19 protein-coding genes are annotated in these 21829 nt (G+C 70.8%); 5 read left to right on the forward strand and 14 right to left on the reverse strand.

Translation table 11 applies throughout. The annotated features are described in order from the left end of the window. Positions 1–165 precede the first annotated feature (165 nt). Positions 166–543, forward strand: coding sequence for an STAS domain-containing protein (locus ORV05_RS23505; protein WP_268754191.1), 378 nt, complete (start codon positions 166–168; stop codon positions 541–543). A gap of 24 nt (positions 544–567) precedes the next feature. Here ORV05_RS23505 and ORV05_RS23510 read toward each other — a convergent pair whose 3' ends face one another. The 3 genes from ORV05_RS23510 to ORV05_RS23520 form a co-directional block, all read right to left on the reverse strand. Next, positions 568–1098, reverse strand: a complete 531-nt coding sequence (locus tag ORV05_RS23510) for a hypothetical protein (RefSeq protein WP_268754192.1) — start codon at positions 1096–1098, stop codon at positions 568–570. Positions 1099–1224: 126 nt separating this feature from the next. Further along, on the reverse strand, positions 1225–2283 hold the full coding sequence (locus tag ORV05_RS23515) for an NAD(P)-dependent alcohol dehydrogenase (RefSeq protein ID WP_144588478.1): 1059 nt from the start codon (positions 2281–2283) through the stop codon (positions 1225–1227). 76 nt (positions 2284–2359) lie between these two features. Further along, positions 2360–2770: a pyridoxamine 5'-phosphate oxidase family protein gene (locus tag ORV05_RS23520; protein WP_268754193.1), complete on the reverse strand. Its 411-nt coding sequence runs from the start codon at positions 2768–2770 to the stop codon at positions 2360–2362. Positions 2771–2993: 223 nt separating this feature from the next. On the opposite strand from ORV05_RS23520, the gene ORV05_RS23525 reads away from it, so the two are divergent. Beyond that, positions 2994–4757, forward strand: a complete 1764-nt coding sequence (locus ORV05_RS23525; RefSeq protein WP_407652536.1) for a sensor histidine kinase — start codon at positions 2994–2996, stop codon at positions 4755–4757. A 184-nt stretch (positions 4758–4941) separates the two neighbouring features. Here the strand turns inward: ORV05_RS23525 and ORV05_RS23530 are convergent, their stop codons facing one another. Continuing rightward, positions 4942–5841, reverse strand: coding sequence for a universal stress protein (locus ORV05_RS23530; RefSeq protein ID WP_268754194.1), 900 nt, complete (start codon positions 5839–5841; stop codon positions 4942–4944). A gap of 133 nt (positions 5842–5974) precedes the next feature. Between ORV05_RS23530 and ORV05_RS23535 the strand changes: the two genes are divergently transcribed. Beyond that, positions 5975–7732 (forward strand): sensor histidine kinase, encoded by a 1758-nt coding sequence (locus tag ORV05_RS23535; protein ID WP_268754195.1) that lies wholly within the window; start codon positions 5975–5977, stop codon positions 7730–7732. 25 nt (positions 7733–7757) lie between these two features. Here the strand turns inward: ORV05_RS23535 and ORV05_RS23540 are convergent, their stop codons facing one another. From ORV05_RS23540 to ORV05_RS23585, 9 genes are all read right to left on the reverse strand, one after another. Beyond that, the gene (locus tag ORV05_RS23540; RefSeq protein ID WP_268754196.1) at positions 7758–8180 is read right to left on the reverse strand and encodes a hypothetical protein; all 423 of its coding nucleotides are present in this window, start codon (positions 8178–8180) and stop codon (positions 7758–7760) included. A 76-nt stretch (positions 8181–8256) separates the two neighbouring features. Then, positions 8257–8610 carry a cupin domain-containing protein gene (locus ORV05_RS23545; protein ID WP_268754197.1) on the reverse strand — a complete coding sequence of 118 codons (354 nt, stop codon included), beginning with the start codon at positions 8608–8610 and terminating at the stop codon, positions 8257–8259. Further along, positions 8607–9335 carry a respiratory nitrate reductase subunit gamma gene (gene narI, locus ORV05_RS23550; protein ID WP_268754198.1) on the reverse strand — a complete coding sequence of 243 codons (729 nt, stop codon included), beginning with the start codon at positions 9333–9335 and terminating at the stop codon, positions 8607–8609. The genes ORV05_RS23545 and narI overlap by 4 nt, the downstream gene beginning before the upstream one ends. Beyond that, positions 9332–9991: a nitrate reductase molybdenum cofactor assembly chaperone gene (narJ, locus tag ORV05_RS23555; RefSeq protein ID WP_268754199.1), complete on the reverse strand. Its 660-nt coding sequence runs from the start codon at positions 9989–9991 to the stop codon at positions 9332–9334. Before narJ ends, narI begins: the two co-directional genes overlap by 4 nt. Then, the gene (gene narH / locus ORV05_RS23560) at positions 9988–11691 is read right to left on the reverse strand and encodes a nitrate reductase subunit beta (RefSeq protein WP_268754200.1); all 1704 of its coding nucleotides are present in this window, start codon (positions 11689–11691) and stop codon (positions 9988–9990) included. Before narH ends, narJ begins: the two co-directional genes overlap by 4 nt. Then, positions 11691–15377 carry a nitrate reductase subunit alpha gene (locus ORV05_RS23565; protein WP_268754201.1) on the reverse strand — a complete coding sequence of 1229 codons (3687 nt, stop codon included), beginning with the start codon at positions 15375–15377 and terminating at the stop codon, positions 11691–11693. Before ORV05_RS23565 ends, narH begins: the two co-directional genes overlap by 1 nt. An 81-nt stretch (positions 15378–15458) precedes the next feature. Next, on the reverse strand, positions 15459–15953 hold the full coding sequence (locus ORV05_RS23570; RefSeq protein WP_268754202.1) for a hemerythrin domain-containing protein: 495 nt from the start codon (positions 15951–15953) through the stop codon (positions 15459–15461). After that, positions 15946–17190, reverse strand: a complete 1245-nt coding sequence (locus tag ORV05_RS23575; RefSeq protein WP_268754203.1) for an MFS transporter — start codon at positions 17188–17190, stop codon at positions 15946–15948. The genes ORV05_RS23570 and ORV05_RS23575 overlap by 8 nt, the downstream gene beginning before the upstream one ends. A gap of 469 nt (positions 17191–17659) precedes the next feature. Further along, entirely contained in the window at positions 17660–18007 is a 348-nt protein-coding gene (locus tag ORV05_RS23585) for an ArsR/SmtB family transcription factor (RefSeq protein ID WP_268754204.1), read from the reverse strand. An 80-nt stretch (positions 18008–18087) separates the two neighbouring features. Between ORV05_RS23585 and ORV05_RS23590 the strand changes: the two genes are divergently transcribed. Beyond that, a complete protein-coding gene (locus ORV05_RS23590; RefSeq protein WP_268754205.1) occupies positions 18088–19500 on the forward strand; it encodes an MFS transporter in 1413 nt (470 codons plus the stop codon). Between the two features lie 159 nt (positions 19501–19659). Here ORV05_RS23590 and wecB read toward each other — a convergent pair whose 3' ends face one another. After that, positions 19660–20775, reverse strand: a complete 1116-nt coding sequence (wecB, locus tag ORV05_RS23595) for a non-hydrolyzing UDP-N-acetylglucosamine 2-epimerase (RefSeq protein WP_268754206.1) — start codon at positions 20773–20775, stop codon at positions 19660–19662. Between the two features lie 438 nt (positions 20776–21213). On the opposite strand from wecB, the gene ORV05_RS23600 reads away from it, so the two are divergent. Next, positions 21214–21825 carry an RNA polymerase sigma factor gene (locus ORV05_RS23600; protein WP_268754207.1) on the forward strand — a complete coding sequence of 204 codons (612 nt, stop codon included), beginning with the start codon at positions 21214–21216 and terminating at the stop codon, positions 21823–21825. Positions 21826–21829: the final 4 nt, after the last annotated feature.

A 21829-nucleotide genomic window follows, 5' to 3' on the forward strand; every position in this document is an offset into this window, starting at 1 on the left:
CGCTGCAAGGCACGGTTGAGTCCACAGCCGGAACTACGCCAAATGGAGAGCCGCCGAAGCCGGCGGATCCGCCGGTGGACTGAACCTGGCCCGACGGCCATCCCGATCCGGCCCACCGGCCCACCGGCGCCGCGAGGCACCGAGACGGGGAAGGGTCACCACGTCATGTCTCAACCACTCGTACCCACCGGTCAGGCCCAGCCCGGCTCGCTGGGCCTGGCCATCGACCGCCCGGAGCCCGAGGTCACCGTCCTCACGGTCTCCGGGGAACTCGACATGCTCACCGCACCACAGCTTGCCGCGAGCCTCGAACAACTGCTGGCCCCTGCCCCGCGAACGCTGGTCGTCGATCTGGGCGGAGTCACGTTCCTCGGTTCGGCCGGCCTCGCCGTCCTGGTCACCGCACACGAGCGGGCACAGGGCCGCGAGGTGCTGCGGATCGCGGCCGGGAACCGGCAGATCCGGCGGGCCTTCACCATGACCGGGCTGGACAGTCTGCTCGCGCTCTACGAAAGCCGCGAGGCGGCACTGTCGGGGGCCTGATCCCCTGGCCCGGGGCCATGGCCGTCAGGAGAACATCGGATACATGTTGTCTTCGGCGAGCCCGAAGGACAACAACAGCACCGCGATCACGAAGGCGAGCAGACCGCAGAGCAGACCGGTCAGCGCCTGGCCCGGATTGGTTGCCATCCCCTTGCGGACGCGGCGGAAGCCCAGCAGCCCGAACACGGTGCCGAGCAGCCCGAACACCAGATTGACGACCGGCAGCCAGAACAGCGCCAGCCCGATCACCCCGGTGATGAGCGCGGTGAACCCGAACCCGTTCTGGGCCTCGAAGGGCGGGGCGGCCCAGCGCTCCGGCGCCGGTTCGGGCCGCTTCGGCCGCTCGGGTGCCTGCCGCTCGGGTGCCTGCTGTTCGGGTATCTGCTGGTCGGGCAAGGCTCGCTGGGGTTGCGTCAGCGGCTCCGTCGGCTCGCCGCGAGGGGCCGCCTGCCGTGGAACGGGTGTGTGCTCGCCCTGACGCGGTACGGAGGTCTGCCCGCCCTGCTGGGCGGAACGGTCCGGTTCGGCCTGAGGTCGCTGAGGTCGGTGGGACATGGCGTGCTCCTTCGTCGTAGCGGACCTACCCCCGTTATCGCCGATGAACCACCCGTTCCGGAGCGGGACAAAGTCACGAGAGGCGGCGACCACCGGCACCACGGCCCGGGACGAACGACCCGGCGGTCAGCCCGCGCCCGGCACGACCACGGCACGCCCGGTCAGTTCCCCGGATTCAAGGCGCCGGTACGCCGTCATGGCCTGTTCGAGCGGGAAGGTGGTCAACGCGGTACGCACCAGCCCGCGCGAAGCCAGGTCCAGGACCTCGAGCAACTCGGGGCGGGTGCCCCACAACGTCGTCTGCACCGACAGTTCGTAAGGCTGTCCGAAGAACGACATCGGCAGCGTGCCGCCACCGAGGCCGATGATGGTGAGATCGCCCAGGATGCGGGCCGCGGCCACCCCGAGCGCCAGCGTCTCGTCGTTGCCCACGCAGTCGAGGATCACGTCGGCGCCGCGCCCTCCGGTGAATTCGCGGATCTCCTCCGCGGCTCCCTCCCCGGCCTGCACGGTGTGATCGGCCCCGCCGCGCTCGGCGAGCCCGAGCGCGGCGGCCCGGCTGTCCACCGCGACCACACGGGCCGCCGTGGTGGCCTTGAGGATCTGCACGGCCAAGTGGCCGAGTCCGCCGATGCCGATCACCACGGCCGTGGCGTCCGGCGTCAGTTTGGGCCACGAGCGGCGCACCGCGTGATACGGGGTGAGGGCGGCATCGGTGAGCGGGGCGGCGGTCACCGGTTCGAGCCCGTCCGGCAACGGCACCAGATGCCGGACCGCGGGGACGAGCAGGTACTCGGCCATACCCCCGTCCAGACCGAGACCTCCGCCGCCCATCCCGCCCGCCGGGGCGGCAGCCAGGTTTTCGCAGTACGCATCGGCACCGGCGAGACACCGTGCGCAGGTTCCGCAGCCCCACGGTCCGAAGACCGCGACCGGCTGCCCGATCTCCGGTCCCCGGACACCCCCGCCCAGCGCGTGCACCCAGCCCGCGTTCTCGTGCCCGAGCGTGAACGGGGGGTTCCACGGCATCGTGCCCGTGTCGAACTCGCGCATCAGGTGCAGATCCGAATGGCAGGCCCCGGCACCTCCGATCCGGACCACCACCTGGCCCGGGCCCGGCTTGGGTTCGGCCACCTCCGTCAGCTCCGGATCGCTCTTCCATGCGTTCAGCCGCAACGCTTTCACGGCGCCTCCCGGTTCTTCTCCCCATCGATGGTGCGGCAGCGACGGGCGCCGTGCCGGGGCTCTTCGCTCACACGGGTCAGCCGACGGCGCACACGGCCGACGAGAGGCGCCGTCCGGTGACGATCTTGATCGGGATCCGCAGGACCACGCTCTCCTCCCCCTGCACCCAAGGCCGCTGATGGGGATCGGTGTAGAGGGCGAGCCGCTCCGGATCGCGCACCAGTTCCGCCTTCCCGACCGCCACCACGCTCCAGCCGGCTTCGCTCCCGGAGTCGAGGCTGTCGATCTCCAGCGCGACGACCTGCTCGTCGAGACCGGCGAGGATGCCGTCGCGTGCCGCCCGGACCACGATGTCGTTGTGGTGGACGAAGAAGTTCACCGGCCGGGCGGTCGGCATCGCGCCTTCGGTGAAGATCAGCCGCCCGAGGGGGCACTGTGCCAGCAGCCTGCGGCATTCCGGCACCGGCAGCGGCTGTGGGTCCTTCATCGTTCCTCCAAGAACACGTGCGGTTTCCCCTGTTCCAGACTCCTCGCCGGACCTCCTTTCCCGGCAGGGCCACACGTAGTCGTCGCGAGGGACCGTCGTCGGTACCGGTGAGGGCCTAATCCTCCGGGCACGATCTTCGGGTCACCGAACGATTACGCAGCGGCACAGCCATCTCCGCCACATCACCTGCCCCAGCACTGTGCCGATCACTCGACCCGTTGGTATGTTTCTCGGCGGAGAGGGGAGCGCGGTGTCCGTCGAAAAAGTCGTGGTGAAGGCCGAGAAGACCCCACCTTCGGTCCGCGGCACCCTGTCGCAACTGCGCCTGCGGGAACTGCTCCGGGAGGTCCAAGACAGCCTCGAGCAGATGGCCGACGTCCGCGACCACCTGGACGGCCTGCTGGAAGCCATGCTCGCGGTCTCCTCGGGCCTCGAACTCGACACGACACTGCGGCGCATCGTCCAGGCCGCCATCGAACTGGTCGACTGCCGCTATGGGGCGCTGGGCGTGCTGGACGCCGACGGTGCCGGGCTCGCGCAGTTCGTCTACGAGGGCATCGACGAACAGGCCCGCCGGGAGATCGGTGCCCTGCCGACCGGCCACGGCCTGCTCGGGCTGCTCATCGAGCAGCCGAAACCGCTGCGGCTGGACGAACTTTCGCACCACCCGGCGTCCTCGGGCTTCCCGGCGAACCACCCGCCGATGCACAGCTTCCTTGGCGTGCCCGTCCGTGTCCGGGACGAGGTGTTCGGCAATCTCTACCTCACGGAGAAGACCGGCGGGCCGTTCACCGACGACGACGAGGTCATCGTCCAGGCGCTGGCCGCGGCCGCCGGTATCGCGGTCGAGAACGCCCGCCTGTTCGAGGAAGCCCGGCTGCAGCAGCGCTGGCAGGAGGCCACCAGCGAGGTGCGGGCCGAACTGCTGGCCACCGCCGACCCCGGCGACGTGCTCAGCCTCATCGCGCACCGCGTGCTCACGCTCACCGGTTCCGACTACGCCTTCCTCGCCCGCCCCGAGGATCCGGAGTTGCCCGCCGAAGAGGTGTCCACACTCGTCGTCAGCGCGTGCACCGGACTGCGGGGCGGCACGCTCGACGGCCGCGCGATCCCCATCGAAGGCTCCACCTGCGGGGCCGCGTATCGCGAAGCCACACCGAAGATCGCCGACCGGCTGGTGTACGACGTGTCCGCCGGGCTGGACGAAGAGTTCGGACCCGCGATGGCTCTTCCGCTGCGGGCGTCGGCGGAGTCGGTGTCGGGCGTGCTGGTCGCAGTGCGGCGACCCGGCCGGGAGCCGTTCCGGCGCAGCGCACTGTCGCTTGCGGCGTCGTTCGCCGACCAGGCCGCGATCGCCCTCAAGCGCGCGGAGGACCAGCGCCGGCTCTACGAGTTCGAAGTGCTGGAGGACCGCGACCGCATCGCCCGCGACCTGCACGACCAGGTCGTGCAACGGCTGTTCGCCCACGGGCTGCGACTGCAGAGCGCCAAGGCCCGCACCCGCGTGCCGGAGGTGCAGCGGCGGCTGGGTGAGCTGATCGAGGACGTGCAGAGCATCGTGTCGGAGATCCGGACCGCGGTCTTCGATCTGCACGGCGGGCTGCAGGGCGGCACGGGGTTGCGCAAACGGCTCGGCGAGATCATCGCCGAGATCACCGGCGACACCGCGCTGCAGACCACGATCCGCATGGCGGGCCCGATCGGCGTGCTGTCGCCGGGCCTGGGCGAGCACGCCGAAGCCGTGCTCCGGGAGGCACTGTCCAATGTGGTCCGGCACGCCCGCGCGAGCACGGTGACGGTGAACGTCTACGTCGGGGACATGGTCACGATCGACGTCACCGACGACGGCGTGGGCATCCCGGAGACGGTGGCGCGCAGCGGCCTGCACAACCTGAGCCGGCGGGCCGCCGACGCGGGCGGTGCCTGCACCGTGGAAAACGCGGACGGTGGCGGCACCCGCATCTCCTGGACCGCACCACTGAACTGAAGCGGCCGGACCGGTTTACGGTCGATACGGCCGTGAGGGGACCCCTCACAGGAAAGAACGCAGGATCCCGGCAAAGGCCCGTTGCCCTGTTCACCGGACCGAACGTGGGACAGAAGCGCACGAGCGTGGAACACGAGCGCCGGAGAACGAGGGTGGGACTCGCGCGGCAAGGTCCGGGGGCCCTTCACGGCGCGGGTGCGGCGGCGCGGACCACGAGCACCGGGCACTGTGCGTGGTGGATGAGTGCCTGGCTGGTCGAGCCGAGCAGCAGGCCGGTCACCCCGCCGCGTCCCCGGCTGCCGACCACGAGAAGTTGCGCCGCCTCACTGCGCGCGAGGAGTTCGGCGCGGGGCTGGTCGCGCACCGCCACCGGTTCCAGTTGGACCTCCGGGTACTCCTCCCGCCACCCGGCCAGGTTCTCCGCGAGCAGGCGCTCCTGCTGCTGCGAGACCGTGCCCCAGCCGCGGTCCGGTTCAGGCAGCAGTAGTCCGGCGTCGGCGTCGCTGAAGGCGTGCACCGCGATCAGCGGCACTCGCCGCCACGACGCCTCCTCGAAGGCCACGGCCACCGCTCGGTCACTCACGTGGCTGCAGTCCACTCCCACCACCACGGGGGCGTTCGCGGGTACGGGCAGGCCGTCGGTCCGCGGCCGCACGATCACGACGGGACAGAGGGCGCGGGCGGCGACCGCGACGGCGGTGGCCCCGGCGAGCCGTCCGGCGAAACCGGTCCTGCCGGTGGCTCCCAGCACCAGCATGCGCGCCCTTCCCGACGCGTCGACCAGCGGTGGAACGGGCGGTTCGAACGGCATCGAGTGGGTCACCGCGACTCCGGGGCTGACCTCGCGCGCGGCCCTTTTCGCTTCCGCCAGCAGGGTTTTGCCTGCCTGGTCGAGATCGTCGAAGTAGCTCTGCGGGACGGGCAGCCCGCCGCCGTACCCGCCACCGACCCAGCCCGCCGCGAACAGCAGGTGCAGCGGGAGGTCGCGGGCGCCCGCCTCCGCCGCCGCCCAGCGCACCGCCAGTGCGGCGCCGGCGGAACCGTCGACTCCCACCACGATGGCCCCTTCGGCCCCGCGTACCACCGTGCCTCCTCCGTTCCCGGAAAAGGGCGGGGTACCCCGGTCCGGCCGTGGCATTCCTGCGGGGACACGCGTTCCACCCAGTGACCGGGCTGTTTGACTGGCCGAGGGCCGCTCTCGGTGCGACGCTGGAAGCATGCCCGAGTTCGAACGCACACGGGCCGATGCCACGCCGTCGTTGAAAGGCACCCTGTCGCAGCTGCGGCTCCGTGAACTTCTCAGTGAGGTCCGGGACCGGATCGAGCAGCTGAGCAACACCCGCGACCAGTTGGACGGGTTGCTGGAAGCGATGCTGGCCGTGGCGTCGAGCCTGGAGCTCGACTCCACCCTGCGCCGGATCGTGCACGCCGCCATCGAGCTCATGGACTGCCGCTACGGGGCCTTGGGAGTGCTCAACGCCGATGGCGAGGGCCTGGCCGAGTTCGTCTACGAGGGCATCGACGAGCAGACCCGCCGCAAGATCGGGCCGCTGCCGCAAGGGCACGGTCTGCTGGGACTGCTGATCCAGCAGCCGAAACCGCTCCGGTTGGAAGACCTGTCCCAGCACGTGTCCTCGTCGGGCTTCCCGCCGCACCACCCGCCGATGCACACCTTCCTCGGTGTGCCGATCCTGGTGCGGGGCAAGGTTTTCGGCAATCTTTACCTCACCGAAAAGATTTCCGGTCAGCCATTCACCGAGGACGACGAAGTGGTCGTGCAGGCGCTGGCCGCCGCGGCCGGGATCGCGGTGGAGAACGCCCGCCTGTACGAGGACACGCGGTTGCGGCAGCGCTGGCAGGAGGCGACCAGCGACATCCGGGCCGAACTGCTGGCCGCCACCGACCCGGCCGACGTGCTGCACCTGGTCGCCAACCGGGCGCTCGCCCTCACCGGCGCGGACTGCGCGTTCCTCGCCCAGCCCGAGGATCCCGACCTCACCGCCGCGGAGGTGCGGGCCCTCACCGTCACCGCGAGCGCCGGCCTGGACCCCGGGCTGGACGCGGGCGAACTCACCGGCCGGAGCATCGCCGTGGAGGGCACCGTATGCGGCGAGGCGTTCCGTGACGCCACTCCGCGCCGCCTTGCCATGGCCGGGGACGATCTGGGCACCGGCCTGGGCGAGCCGTTCGGCCCCGCGCTGGTGCTGCCGCTGCGTGCGTCGGTGGATTCGGTGTCCGGGGTGCTGGTCGCCGTGCGCAAGGCCGGCGCCGAGCGGTTCGACGCCGGTCAGCTCCCCCTGGCCGCCTCATTCGCCGACCACGCCGCGCTTGCCCTGCGCCTGGCCCAGGACCAGCGGCGCCTGCACGAACTGGACGTGCTGGCCGATCGTGACCGCATCGCCCGCGATCTGCACGACCACGTCATCCAGCGGCTGTTCGCCCTGGGCCTGTCACTGCAGAGCACCGCCATGCGCAGCCGCTCGCCGGAGACGCAGCGCCGGATCGGCAACACGGTCGAGGACGTGCAGCAGATCATCAGCGACATCCGCAGTGCGATCTTCGACCTGCACGGCGGCCTGGAAGGCACCACGAAGCTGCGCAAGCGCCTGCACGACATCATCGCCGAACTCACCACGGACACCGACGTGCACACCACGGTGCGGATGTCCGGCGCGCTCGGTGTCGTCTCGCCCGCGCTCGCCGAACACGCCGAGGCGGTGGTACGGGAGGCCGTCAGCAACGTGGTCCGGCACGCGCACGCCAGCGCGGTCACCATCACCATCTCGGTCGAAGACGATTTCGCCATCGACATCACTGACAACGGCGTCGGCATCCCGGACACGGTCGCCACCAGCGGGCTGCACAACCTGCGGGAGCGGGCCGAGCAGGCGGGCGGCGTGTTCACCGTGCAGCGGCTGGAAAACGGTGTGAACGGGGGCGGCACCCGCCTGTTCTGGTGCGCCCCCGTGAGCTGAGGCGGATTACTTCGACAAAGGACCTCTAGCGCACCGGCAGCGGCTGGCCGCCGGGCAGTTCGGTCATCGGCACCGCCTGCGCGCGGTTCCACTCCACCGCCAGCCGCAACTGCTCGTCGCCGAGGAACGCCCGCCGCGCCACCTGCCGCAGATCCATTCCGGCCGCCCCGGGCTCGCTGCTCGCCTTGGCGAGCCGGCCCAGCCACAGCTGCTCGTCACGCCAGGCGGCCCGCCCGGCCGCGATCAGGCCGGGGACCTCCGCCGCCGAACACACGGTGACCATCCGCTGGCCGTCCCGGCTGGAATCGACCGGATCCACCACGGACGAATCCGGGACGAGCACGGTCATCTCCCGTTCCGGCGGGATGTCCGCCCCGCACACCTCGCACCGCCGGACGCGGGACGTCCCCGGTACCTGCTCACTGCCGATCGAGGCATCGGCCCGCATGTGCCACCTCCTCCGGTACGGCATGGCCGCCGCACCCTCCGCCCTCGGGGTTACCCCGTGCGCGGGCCGATCATCCTCAGCGCAGGGCGACCGTGAGGAGGAAGACCGCGTCGGCGAGCGCGACCACGCCGTGCCGCTCGGGCGGCACCGGGAACAGCTCACCCTCCTCGATGTCCCACTCGTGGTCCGCGGTGCGCAGCCGCACGCGGCCGGAGAGCACGTGCAGGGTGGCCGCGGCCGGGGCGTCGTGCTCGGCGAGTTCGGCACCGTCCAGCGCCACGATCAGGGTGGCCCGCTGCGAGGTGGACGCGGCCACCGTGCGCGCGGTGCGCCGCGCCGGATGTTTGCGGGCCTCCTCCAGCAGTTCGGCGGCCAGCGCGGTCAGGTTCACCACGGCGTGGTGCGGGACGTGTCCCTGGATCCTGGTCATGGCAGGCGCTCCCATCCTCGGCGGGGGATCCGGGTGCCCAGTTGGTGGTCCCGGCTCCGGTAGACGATGTACGGGCGGGTCAGGTAACCGAGCGGCATCGAGAATACGTGAACCAGGCGGCTGAACGGCCAGAACGCGAACAGCACCCAGGCGGCCAGGACATGCGCCTGGAAACCCCACGGCGCCCGCTTGATCAGGGCCGTGTCGGGCTGGAGGGCGAAGATCGAACGGAACCACGGCGCGACCGTCTCGCGGTAGTCGTGCGGGTGGCCGGTCAGGTTGCCCAGCACCGTGGTGCCCAGCCCGAGCACGATGGTGCCGATCAGCAGCACGTACATGAGCTTGTCGTTGCGGGTGGTGGCGGAGAAGACCGGGCCGACCGTGCGGCGGCGGTAGATGAGGATCGCCGCCCCGCCCAGCGTGCACGCCCCGGCGACGGTGCCCAGCGCGACCGCCCCGGCGTGGTAGGCGGTCTCGCCGATGCCTGCCGCCTCGGTCCACGCCTTCGGGATGAGCAGCCCGACCACGTGGCCGACCGCGACGACGAGGATGCCGAAGTGGAACAGCGGGCTGCCCAGCCGCAGCAGCCGGTTCTCGTAAAGCTGGGACGACCGGGTGGTCCAGCCGAACTTGTCGTAGTGGTAGCGCCAGTAGTGCCCGAGCACGAAGATCGCGATGGACACGTACGGCACCGCGATCCACAGCAGGGCGTCGGCCACGCTCATCGGTTCACCCCCCGGAACAGGTGGTCGGCGGCATGGAACGGATCGAGCCCGACCTCCTCTTCGGGCGGGCCCTGCTGGATCAGCCGGGCGATCGCCTCGTGGTCGGGACCGCGGAGCGCGGGCAGGGTCGCCGACACCGAGTCCAGCACGTGCGCCCACGGGGACCGGATCTCGTGCAGGCCGCGGCGCAGCAGTTCCAGGCCCGCGCGGTGCTCGCACAGCAGCCGCCTGCCCGCCTCGGGATCGACGGTCGCGGCGAACTCCAGCACGACCGCGAGGTGGTCGGGCAGTTCCCCCTCGCCCAGATCGAGCTCGGCGCGACGGTAGGCGTTCAGGAACCGCAGCAGGGCCATGCCGCGTTTCCTGGTGTCCCCGCAGGTGTAGTAGGTGAGGTAGAGGCTGCCGAGCTTGCGGTGGTCGAACGTGGCCACGTACTGGGATTGCAGTTCCATCGCGGGGGTGCCCTCGAGATGGTCCAGAAACCGCTGCAGCGGTTCGCCGACCGGTTCGGCGAGCCCGGCGGCGACCTCGCGCAGCAGCGGCACGTGCTCGAACAGTTCCGGGTGCGGATAGTCCACCAGCAGGGACTGCGCCTGCCAGGCCACCGCCGGTTCCACCTCGGTGCCGTTCCTGCCACCGGTCCTGCCGCCGCTCATGATCGCGGCTCCGGGTGTCCGCGCCGGGACGAGCCGGTGCCCTCCTCGTCCTCCCGGCGGGGCGGGAACAGGCCCTCCGGCAGACCCTTGCCGTCCCAGTTGAGCAGGTTGACCCGGTGCCGCTTGTCCACCGGTGCGGCCACCGTGTCGGCCCTCTGCCGCGTGTGCAGCATGCGGAAGTTCTCCACCGCGATCGGCGACGCTCCCCCGGAACTCTCCCCGAACGGCCCGGAGCCGAGCATGCCCGGGCCGCCGTCGTAGTCGAGGCTGCATTCGGTGGCCAGTTCCTCCAGCCCGTGCGCCTGCTCTGCGTGGGCGGTGGGGATGACGTAACGCTCGTCGTACTTGGCCAGGGCCAGCAGGCGGTACATTTCGTAGATCTCCTCGCCCGTCATGCCGACCTTGGCCGGGATCTCCTCCCGGGGTTCGCGGCCGAGGTTGATGTCGCGCAGGTACGAGCGCATCGCCGCCAGCCGCCGCAGCACCGCCTCCACCGGCGCCGGGTCGCCCGCGGTGAACAGCTTCGCCAGGTACTCGACGGGGATGCGCAGTGCCTCGATCGCGGCGAAGAGGTTCCCGTGTTCCTCGGCGTCGTGCCCGGTGTCCCGGACCACGTCCACCACCGGGGACAGTGGCGGGATGTACCAGACCATCGGCAGCGTGCGGTATTCCGGGTGCAGCGGCAGGGCGAGCCGGTAGTCCTCGATCAGCCGGTACACCGGGGACCGTTGTGCCGCCTCGATCCAGTCGTCCGGAATGCCCGCGAGCTCCGCCTCCCTGATCACCCCGGGATCTTGCGGGTCGAGGAAGACGCGACGCTGCGCCTCGCAGAGTCCCTGTTCGTCCTTTGTGGACGCCGCTTCGAGCACCCGGTCGGCGTCGTAGAGCACCAGCCCGATGTAGCGCAGCCTGCCGACACAGGTCTCGGCACAGACCGTGGGTATGCCGACCTCCACCCGGGGGAAGCAGAACGTGCACTTCTCGGCCTTGCCGGTGCGGTGGTTGAAGTAGACCTTCTTGTACGGGCAACCCGACACGCAGAACCGCCAGCCGCGGCAGCGGTCCTGGTCCACCAGCACGATGCCGTCCTCGCTGCGCTTGTAGATCGCCCCGGAAGGGCAGGAGGCCACGCACGAGGGGTTGAGGCAGTGCTCGCAGATCCGCGGCAGGTAGAACATGAAGGTCCGCTCGAACTCGAACCGGACCTTGTCCTCGATCCCGGCGAGCAGCGGATCCTTGCGCGCCTGTTCGGGCGCGCCGCCGAGGTCGTCGTCCCAGTTCGCCGACCACGAGATCTTCATGTGCTCGCCGCTGATCAGCGACCGGGGCCGGGCGACCGGGGTGTGCTCGGACAGCGGCGCGCTGGTGAGGTTGTCGTAGTCGTAGGTCCAGGGCTCGTAGTAGTCGTCGATACTGGGCAGCTTGGGGTTGGAGAAGATGGTCAGCAGCTTGCGCAGCCTGCCGCCCGCCTTGAGCGTCAGCCGGCCGCGGCGGTTGAGCTTCCAGCCGCCGCGCCACCGCTCCTGGTCCTCGTAGGTGCGCGGATACCCTTGCCCAGGCCGGGTTTCCACGTTGTTGAACCAGACGTATTCCACCCCGCCGCGGTTGGTCCACGCCTGTTTGCAGGTGACCGAGCAGGTGTGGCAGCCGATGCACTTGTCGAGGTTCATCACCATCGCCATCTGGGCCATGACCCTCATCAGTAGGTCACCTCCTGGCCGCGCCGGCGGATCACCGTCACCTCGTCGCGCTGGTTGCCGGTCGGGCCCAGGTAGTTGAACGCGAAGGACAGTTGCGCGTAGCCGCCGATGAGATGGCTCGGTTTGATCAGCAGCCGGGTCAGCGAGTTGTGGATCCCGCCCCGCCTGCCGCTGGTTTCGCTGCGCGGGACGTCGACGAGCCGGTCCTGCGCGTGATGCATGTAGACGGTGCCCTCGGGCATCCGGTGCGAAACCACCGCGCGGGCCACCACCACCCCGTTGCGGTTGACCGCCTCGATCCAGTCGTTGTCCCGCACGCCGATCTTCCCGGCGTCCTGCGGGGACAGCCAGATCGTGGGGCCGCCCCGGGAGAGGCTGAGCATGAACAGGTTGTCCTGGTACTCGGAGTGGATCGACCATTTCGAATGCGGGGTCAGGTACCGGACACTCACCCCGAGTTCGCCCCGTTCGCCCACCTTCGGCTCGCCGAAGAGGACATCCATGTGCAACGGGGGCCGGAACACCGGCAGTCCCTCGCCCAGTTCGGCCATCCAGTCGTGGTCCAGGAAGAAGTGCTGCCGCCCGGTGAGGGTGTGCCACGGCTTCAGGCGTTCGACGTTTACGGTGAACGGCGAATACCGCCGTCCGCCGGTCTCCGCGCCGGACCACTCCGGGGAGGTGATCACCGGCACCGGCGCCGACTGCGTCTGGGCGAAGGTGATCTGCTCGCCCTCGTGCTCCGCGGCGAGGTCCGCCAGCGCCATCCCGGTGCGCCGTTCCAGCGAACGGAATCCCTGAGTCGACAAATGCCCATTCGTGGTGCCCGACAGTGCGAGGATCATCTCGCAGGCCTGCACGTCGCGAGCCAGCGACGGCCGTCCCGCGGCCGGGCCCCCGCGCACCGTGCCGTTCTTGCGCTGCAGGTACTCCACGGCGCCGCTCAGGTCGTAGGCGACGCCCTTGGTGGTGGCCCCCATCGTCTCGGCGAGCGGCCCCAGCGCGATCATCCTCGCCGCCACCGCCGGGTAGTCGCGTTCCACGATGGTGAGCTTCGGCATGGTGCGGCCGGGAACGGGTTCGCACTCCCCCGCCCGCCAGTCGGCCACCCGCCCGTGCGGCGTGGCCAGTTCGTCGGGGGTGTCGTGCAGCAGCGGGGCCGCGACCACGTCCCGGCGCACCCCCAGATGCGTGGCGGCCAGCCTGCTGAACACCGAAGCGATGGCGTTGAAGGCCTGCCAGTCGGTCCTGGTCTGCCACGGCGGGTCGATGGCGGGGTTGAAGGAGTGGACGAACGGGTGCATGTCGGTGCTGCTCAGATCGTGCTTTTCGTACCAGGTCGCGGCCGGGAGCACGATGTCGGAGAAGACGGTGGTGCTGGTCATCCGGAAATCCAGCGTCAGCAGCAGATCGAGCTTCCCGGTCGGAGCCTTCTCGCGCCAGGTCACTTCGCTCGGCCGCCTGCCCGGCGGTGCCTGTTCCGCGCGCAGCGAGGAATCGGTGCCCAGCAGGTGCTCGAGGAAGTACTCGTCCCCCTTGGCCGAGGAGCCGAGCAGGTTCGCGCGCCACACCGTCAGCACCCGGGGGAAGTTCTCCGGCGCGTCAGGGTCCTCGCCCGCGAAACGCAGTCTGCCGGCCTTCAGTTGATCGGCGACGTACTCGCCGATCGGCCGGTTGCCCGCCTCGTCGGCGAGATCCAGGGGATTGCGGTCGAAGGTCGGGTACGAGGGCATCCAGCCCAGCCGCGCCGACAGGGCGAGCACGTCGGCGATGGTCCGCCCGGCCAGCTGCCCGGGCTCGCCCGCCGCGAGCGCGTCGGCACCGAACTGGTCGTAGCGGAACTGGTCGGCGTGCAGGTACCAGTAGGCGGTCTGGATCATCTGCCGGGCGGGCCGCACCCAGTCCGACGCGGTGGCCAGCATCGTGTACCCGGTGAGCGGGCGGACTTTCTCCTGCCCGACGTAGTGGGCCCAGCCACCCCCGTTCACGCCCTGGCACCCGGTGAGCATGGTCAGGGTCAGGAAGGCCCGGTAGATCGTGTCGGAATGGAACCAGTGGTTCGTTCCCGCCCCCATGATGATCATCGACCGGCCACCGGAGGCCTCCGCGTTCTCCGCGAACTCGCGCCCGATGCGGGCCGCCTTGGCCGCGGGTACCCCGGTCACGGTCTCCTGCCAGGCCGGGGTGTACGGCTGGGACGGATCGTCGTAGCCGGAGGGCCACTGCCCCGGCATCCCGTCGCGGAAGACCCCGTACTGGGCCAGCAGCAGGTCGAACACCGTGGTGACCACGTGCTCGCCGAGGCGCCGCACCGGGACTCCGCGCCGCAGCACGCTCGCCGAACCGTCCGGCGTGTCGAACCGGGCAAGCCGCACCTCGGCCGCCTCGCCGCCCTCGGGCGACCACACCGACAGCAGAGGATCGAGCTCGCCGAGATCGAGGTTCCATTTCCCTTCGCCGTCTTCGCCGTAGCGGAAGCCGAGCGATCCACCGGGCACCACCGGCCTCCCGGTGGCGGAATCCAGCAGCACCGTCTTGAACGCCGCGTTCTCGGTCTGCTCGCCGAGGTCCTCGGCGGTGAGGAACTTCCCCGGCACGTAACCGTCTCCGCGCTCTTCGAGCCGCACCAGGAAGGGCAAGTCGGTGTAGCGCTTGACGTAGTCGCCGAAGGCGGGCGCTTCCCGCCGCACGAAGAACTCGGTGAGGATCACGTGCCCCATCGCCATCGCGAGTGCGCCATCCGTGCCCGGCTGGGGGGCGAGCCATTCGTCGGCGAACTTCACGTTGTCGGCGTAGTCCGGGGAAACCGCGACGACCTTCTGCCCCCGGTACCGGGCTTCGGCCATCCAGTGCGCGTCGGGGGTGCGGGTCACCGGCAGGTTGGAACCCCACATCACCAGGTAGCCCGCGTCCCACCAGTCCGCCGACTCCGGCACGTCCGTCTGGTCGCCGAAGACCTGCGGTGAGGCGACGGGAAGATCGGCGTACCAGTCGTAGAAGGACAGCATCACGCCGCCCAGCAGCGAATAGAACCGCGCACCCGCCGCGTGCGAAACCATCGACATGGCCGGGATGGGCGAGAACCCGGCGAGCCGGTCCGGGCCGTAGGCGCGGATGGTGTGCACGTGCGCCGCCGCGACCATCTCCACCGCCTCGGCCCAGCTCGCCCGGACCAGGCCGCCCTTGCCGCGCGCCGACTTGTAGCGCCGCGCGGTGTCGCGATCCGACACCACGGCCGCCCAGGCCGCCACCGGATCCCCCGTGCGGGCCTTGGCTTCGCGGTAGGCCTGCAGCAGCACGCCCCGGACGTAGGGGTAGCGCACCCGGGTGGGCGAGTAGGTGTACCAGGAAAACGCCGCGCCCCGCGGGCATCCGCGCGGCTCGTACTCCGGCCGGTCCGGGCCCACCGACGGGTAGTCGGTCTGCTGCGCCTCCCAGGTGATGATCCCGTCCTTGACGTAGACCTTCCAGGAGCACGAACCGGTGCAGTTCACGCCGTGGGTGGAGCGCACGACCTTGTCGTGGCTCCAGCGGTCGCGGTAGAAGGCGTCCGCCTGCCGTCCCCCGGTCCGGTACAGGCTGCGCCGGTCCGCGGAGACCTCCGCCCTGGTGAAGAAGCGCCGGGTGCCGACCAGTGCCTCGGTGAGGGCGGAATCGAGGCCTGCCTGGGAAGGAGTCTGACCTGCCATCGCGCCGCCTTCACGCCGTCGAGTGCCGGTAGAACACGATCTGGATCGACGCTAACAGCAGCCTCCCGGCACCGCAGCGCTTCAGGCTCCGGTGCGCCCCGATACGGGGAAGGCAGTGGGAAGGGAACTACCCACCCGCTCCCGCACCGCGTCCACCGCGGCCCAGTCTTCGGTGCCGAGAAAGCCCAGCGCGGCCGGGAAAACGCCATCCTGCTCGGTGAGGATGTGCTCCCGCAGCACGTGCAGGACCGCCATCAGCCGATCGGGCCAGGCCGGATCGGCCGGGGTACCCGCCGCGGCCTCGTCCAGCACGGCCTCGATCCGCCGGTGCTCGGCGGTCAGCGAGGCGACGTGCTCACCGAAGTCCCCTTCCAGCGCGGGAAACAGTCCCTGCTCCTCGACCTGCGTGTGCGGGCCGAGCACCGTCGCGATCTCCCGGGCGAGGCGGGCCATCCCGGCGGCGTCGCCGCGCGCCCTGGCGTCACGCACCAGGCTGATCAGCCCGGCCACGTGGTCGTGTTCGGCGGTGAGCTCCGCGATCGCGGGGATCGACTGGCAACCGCAGTATTCACACATCGGGTGCTCCTTGGGGCCGGTGCGCCGAGTGGCGCACGCCGGTCATGGTGAACAACAAGGCGGCGAGCGCGACCACGGCCAGTGCCGCCAGGCCGAGCGCATAGGACGCGAAGGCGCCGTACAGCGCGCCCATGACCAGGGGCGGCAGGAACCCGCCCAGCCCGCCCGCCGCGCCGACCACGCCCGTCACCGAACCGACCGCCGACGGCGGCGAAAGCAGCGCCACCAGCGCGAACACCGCACCGCTTCCCGCTCCGAGGGCGGCCGCCATGGCCAGGAACAGGATCGTGCCGACCGGCAGCAGGGGCGGGGTGAACGCCTGGGCCACGGCGCAGCCGCTGATCACGGCGAGCACCCAGCCGAGCACCGGGATGGGGCCGAAGCGGTCGGAGGCCCAGCCGCCCACCGGGCGCATCAGCACCGCGAGCAGCACGAACCCGGCCATCCGGCGGGCCGCGTCGGCCTGGGCCAGTCCGTAGGCGGTCTTGAGATACGCCGGAAGGTACACCGAAAAGGCGACATAACCGCCGAAAACCACCGCGTACAGCGCGGAAGCCTGCCAGGTGACGGACAGGCGCAGGGCGCCCGCCAGCCGCCGCCCCACCGACTCGGCGGGCCGGACGCGGCCGGGCGCGTCACGCAGCAACAACGCGGCCACCACGGCGTACACCGCGAGCGCGGCCGCGGTCACCACGAACGGCGCGCGGATCGACCAGGCATCGGCGAGGCTCACCGTGGTCAGTGCCGCGATCGCGGTGCCGCCCATGCCCGCGCCGAAGATCCCGATCGCCAGCCCCCGCCGGTTCGGCGGGAACCAGGCCGAAACGAACGGCACGCCGATGGCGAAGGCGGTACCGCCGAGACCGAGGACGAACCCGCCTGCCAGCAGTGCGGCCAGCGAGGAGTACCCGGCCAGCCCGAGGAACAGGACGGGCACGATGGTGGCGGCCGAGACCAGCGGGAACATCACGCGGCCGCCGTAGCGGTCGGTGAGCGCGCCCACCGGGATGCGCCCCAGGGAACCGACCACCACCGGCACCGCGACCACCAGGGACTGGCTGAACGAGCTCAGCCCGAGCTCGTCCTTCAGCAGGGGCGCCAGGGGACTGAGCAGCGCCCACGCCCAGAAGTTGATGGCGAAACCCGCGGTCGCCAGGCCGAGCATCAGGGCCCGCCGCCCGGCGGTGGGCTGGAGTTCCCGCCCCGCGCGGGCCGTCGCCGCCGCTCGTTCGCCCATGGTCGCCTCCTCGGTTCCTCCGGTGGCAACCCCCAGCGTGCTCGCGCGGCCCCCGGCGTCCCCAGAGCGGGAGGACCCTCTCCCGCCAGGACTTCGGTCCCGCGCCCCGGTGACTCAGTGCCGCGAGGACGTCACCGGAGCCGCGAAGGCGGCCAGGGCCCCGCACACCTCGCCGACCCGTTCACGGCCTACAACCGCGCCCGCGAGCAGGCGCCTATGGCGCGCCTGCTCGTCCCCGGTTTCCCGATGTGGGCGGTGACCCGCCACGAAGAGGCCCGCACGCTGCTCAACGACCCGCGGTTCGCCCTGAGCGCCGCGATACGCGCCCTACCTGCGCACGATGGAGGCCAACGGGCCGGAGCACCGGCGCCTGCGCAGGCTGGTCGCCCCGGCGTTCACCCCGCGCGCCGCGGACGGGTTCCGCCCGCGCCTGGAAGCGCACCTCAGTACACCCGTGTGAAGGGACCCTTCACGGCACCCCTGGGGCCCTGGAGCCGTTCGGCGACTCGGTCGCGGCGAGGCGCAGGACCGGATCGAGCAGGCCCGGGAAGCGGTCGTGGAGATCGTCGGCGCGGACCCGCACCCGGCGGTGCCTTCCCTCGACGGTCATGGTGATCACCCCGGCCTCGCGCAGGATCCGCCAGTGGTTGGTCACCGTCGACAGCGGCACGTCCAAACCGGCGACGAGAGCGGAACAGGTCGACTCGGGCGTGGCCGAGGCCCGCCGCACCAGTTCCAGGCGCACCGGATCACCGAGCGCGTGCAGCACCGGCGCAAGCGTCAGCGCCTCGCGCGCAGGTTGGGGCAGTGGTCGCATGCCTCCACGATACCCCACTGTTCGACAGTTCGGGATTCTCGAACTATCCTGCGGGGTATTCGATCACGAGAGGACCTGCGTTGACCGCACACGAAACCGCGACGAAGACCGGATCGCCGGGGACCCCGGACGCCCGGCCGAGCCGGGCGGCGCTGCTCACGGTGACCTGCCTGGGTCAGTTCATGGTGCTGCTCGACAGCACGATCGTCGGCGCGGCGCTGCCCGACATGCAGCAACGGCTGCACACCCGGCTGAACGGTCTGCAATGGATCGTCGACGCCTACGTCCTGCTGGTCGCCATGCTGCTACTGTCCGGCGGCGTCTTCGCCGACCGCTTCGGCCGCAAGCGGGTGTTCCTGACCGGCGTCGCGGTGTTCACCGCCGCCTCCGTGCTGTGCGCACTCGCGCCCTCGCTCGGCTGGCTGATCGCCGGACGCGTGGTGCAGGGCATCGGGGCCGCGGCGCTGAGCCCCGGTTCGCTGGCCCTGCTCGCCGCCGCGTATCCCGCTCCGCAGGAACGGGTCAAGGCGATCGGCCTGTGGGCCGGGCTCAGCGGCATCGGCCTGGCCGCCGGACCGCTGGCCGGTGGCATCCTGGCCGAAGCCTTCGGCTGGCCCGCGATCTTCGTCGTCAACGCGCCCATCGGCGTGGTCCTGCTGCTGGCCGGTCTGCGCGTCCTGGGCGAGTCCCGCAATCCCGGCGCGCCGTCGATCGACATCCCGGGGACGGTCCTGTCCGTCCTGGCCGTGGGGGCACTGACCTACGGGCTGATCGAGGGCGGTTCCCGCGGCTGGACCTCGCCGGTGATCCTGGCCAGCTTCGCCGCCGCGGTGGTGCTCCTCGCCGCCTTCGTCGCCGTCGAAGGACGAAGCCCGGCGCCGATGCTGCCGCTGCGGCTGTTCCGGCAGCAACTGTTCACGGTGTCCAACACGGCCATGGTCGTGGTGGGTTTCGCGCTCATGGGGTCGGCCTTCTTCTTCTCCCAGTTCTTCGTCTCCGTCCAGGGCAGCACGGTTCTGCGCGCCGGACTGCAGACCCTGCCCACCTCCCTCGCCATGGTCGTCGTCAGCCCGTACGCGGGCCGGTTCGCCGCCCGGTACGGCTTCCGGATCGTGGTGACGACCGGCCTGGCGCTGGCCGGACTGGGGCTGCTGGCCCTGGGCTTCGTGCACGCGGACACCGCATACGGGAACGTGTGGTGGCGGCTGGCCATCGCGGGCACCGGTTTCGCGCTGACCATGTCCCCCCTGACCGGTGCGGCCATCCAGGCCGTCAGCCCGCAGGAGGGGGGTCTCGCTTCCGGCATCAGCAGCACCACCCGGCAGATCGGCGCGGTGCTGGGCGTGGCCGTGCTCGGCGCCATCGTCCGCACCCGGGAATCCGGTGGCGCGTCCTTCGAAGCCGGTCTCGACACCGCCTTCGTCGCGGCCGGTGCCGTCACCCTGGCCGGCGCCGTGTTCACCGGTCTGTGGCTGGTGAAGTCCCGGGGGTGACCGCCGCTGGGGTCGCGGACGGAAGGAAAAGGCTGGGCCGGGCCCCCTCGATCCCGGCCCAGCCGGTGTCCGTCCCGGCCGGACCGGCCAGGGAACCGCCGCGGTCTCCCTCTGGGCGCGCGAACCGCGGCGGCAACGATCCGCCAGGACGGAGCCTCCTTACCGCGTACCGAAACGGCGCGCGATCTCGGCCACGATGCGCCGGGACGCGTCCCCGGCGCCGAACGGCGATTCCAGCCTCGCCAGGCGGCGGTGCAGGCCGGGGAGGTCCTTCCACCATTCGGCGGCCGTCTTGCTGATCAGCGGTCCCGGCGAGACGAGCACGGCGAAGTCCCGCATCGCCTCGGGCCGTTCCGTGGACCGCCGCACCACGATCAGCGGCCGCTTGAGCACCGTGCACTCCTCCTGCACCCCGCCGGAATCCGAAACCAGGAAGGCGGCGTGGGCGGCGAGGCCGAGGAACTCCGCCGAACCGAGCGGCCCGGTCACGCCCAGCCCGTCGAGCAGGTCCACCAGGCCGTGCCGCCGGACCGCGCCCAGCGTCCGTGGATGCAGCGGCAGTACGACCGGGCACGGGAACCGGTGCAGTTCGGTGAGAATCGTGCGCAGCGCGGCGGCATCGTCGGTGTTCTCCGGACGGTGGACGGTGACCAGTGCGTAGCGGCCGGGCGCCAGCCCCCGCTCCGCCAGCAGGGCGCGGCACCGATCCGGCCCCGGCAGGGCCGCCCGCACGGCCTCCACCACCGTGTTCCCGGTCCGGATCACCGCGGCACCGCCGATCCCTTCTCTGGCAAGGTTTTCGACGTTTCCTTCGGTGGCCGCGCACAGCAGGTCGGACAGGTGGTCGGTGATGATCCGGTTGTACTCCTCCGGCATGGTCTTGTCGAAACTGCGCAGGCCGGCTTCCACGTGCACGACGGGGATCCGGCGGGCGTTGGCGGCCAGCGCACCGGTCACCGTGGCGTTGGTGTCGCCCTGAACCACCACCGCGACCGGTCTGTGCCGGGCGAACCACTCGTCGAGCGAGGCCAGCCCCGCGCCGATCTGCCCGCCGCGCCCGGCCCCGCCCACCGCGAACCGCACCTGCGGTGCGGGCAGTCCCCTCTCGGTGAAGAACACGTCGGACAACCCCGTGTCATAGTGCTGTCCGGTGTGGATCACGCAGGCCTTCGGTCCGAGTTCGGCGATGATCCCGGCGAGTTTGATGATTTCCGGCCTGGTTCCGAGAACCACCGCGACGCCGCCGTCCGGGATTGCTGCGATCTCCTGGTGCACTGCCTGTTTCCTTCCGCGAGCCGAGCAGTCGCGGTGAGGACCTTCCAGCGGCATCCGAATCTGACGCGCGCCCCGCCGCGGGTTCGTGATCTCGCCCACCGCGTCGGCGAACCCGCGCTCGGCTGCCGCCCGCCCGCGCCTGCCCCGCAAGGGGGATGAGGGCCGTGCATCGTCCCCGCGTTACTCTGTTTTTCGCCCCAAAACTCCTCCAGGCTTTCCAAAACGGCCCACTGTTACCTTCTCGTTATTCGACTCGAAAAGTGCTGGCGAGTTATCGGATGTCCAGATCGGCACGTTACCCGACGGCCCACTGTTCACTCCAAAGACACCTTTCGGCAAGCGCCTTACGCGCGCCGTGGCGGTTTTTCACTCGGTTGGCAGTCTCCCTTTCGTGCTGAATTGGTCAGGACGCGACGAAAATGTTCACGAGGAGGATCGATGCACCAGGTTGCCGGCGACACTCTCGCGGAACTGCCGGACGAAAAGCTCCTCGCCGAAGCGCGTGGCGGAAACCCGGGCGCCTTCGCGGCCCTGTTCACCCGCCATCACCGGCACGCCCTCCGGTACGCCAGGGCAATCGCACGCTCGGCCGCCGACGCGGAGGACCTCGCCGCCGAAGCCCTTCTCCGGATGATGGTGTCCCTCAAGGCCGGAAAGGGGCCGCTGACCAACATTCCGGCCTATCTGCGCACCACGGTCCGGCGGCTGTCCGTGGACGTGGGAACCAAGACCTCCCGCCTGGTCTCGGTGGGCCTGGACCTCCAGGCCGAGGAGAACGCCGGACCGGCACTCTCCGGCGAAGAGCACGCGAGCGAACAGGAAGTGATCCTCGAAGCCGCGTTCTCCTCGCTCGTTCCACAATGGAGGAACGCGCTGTGGATGGTGGAGGTTCTCGGTTATCGCCCGCGCGATGTGGCCGCGATACTGGGCATCGCCCCGGCGGCGGCGTGCTCCCTGCTCTGGCGGGCGCGCAAGGCACTGCGAAGACGGTTCGAGGAACTCTGGGGGGAGGGGTTTTCACCGGCCCCTCCACCACGCGGGGAGCCCTGAAGCC

The sequence above is a fragment of the Amycolatopsis cynarae genome (assembly GCF_026802195.1).
In the GTDB taxonomy this organism is placed as follows: Bacteria; Actinomycetota; Actinomycetes; order Mycobacteriales; family Pseudonocardiaceae; genus Amycolatopsis_E; species Amycolatopsis_E rhizosphaerae.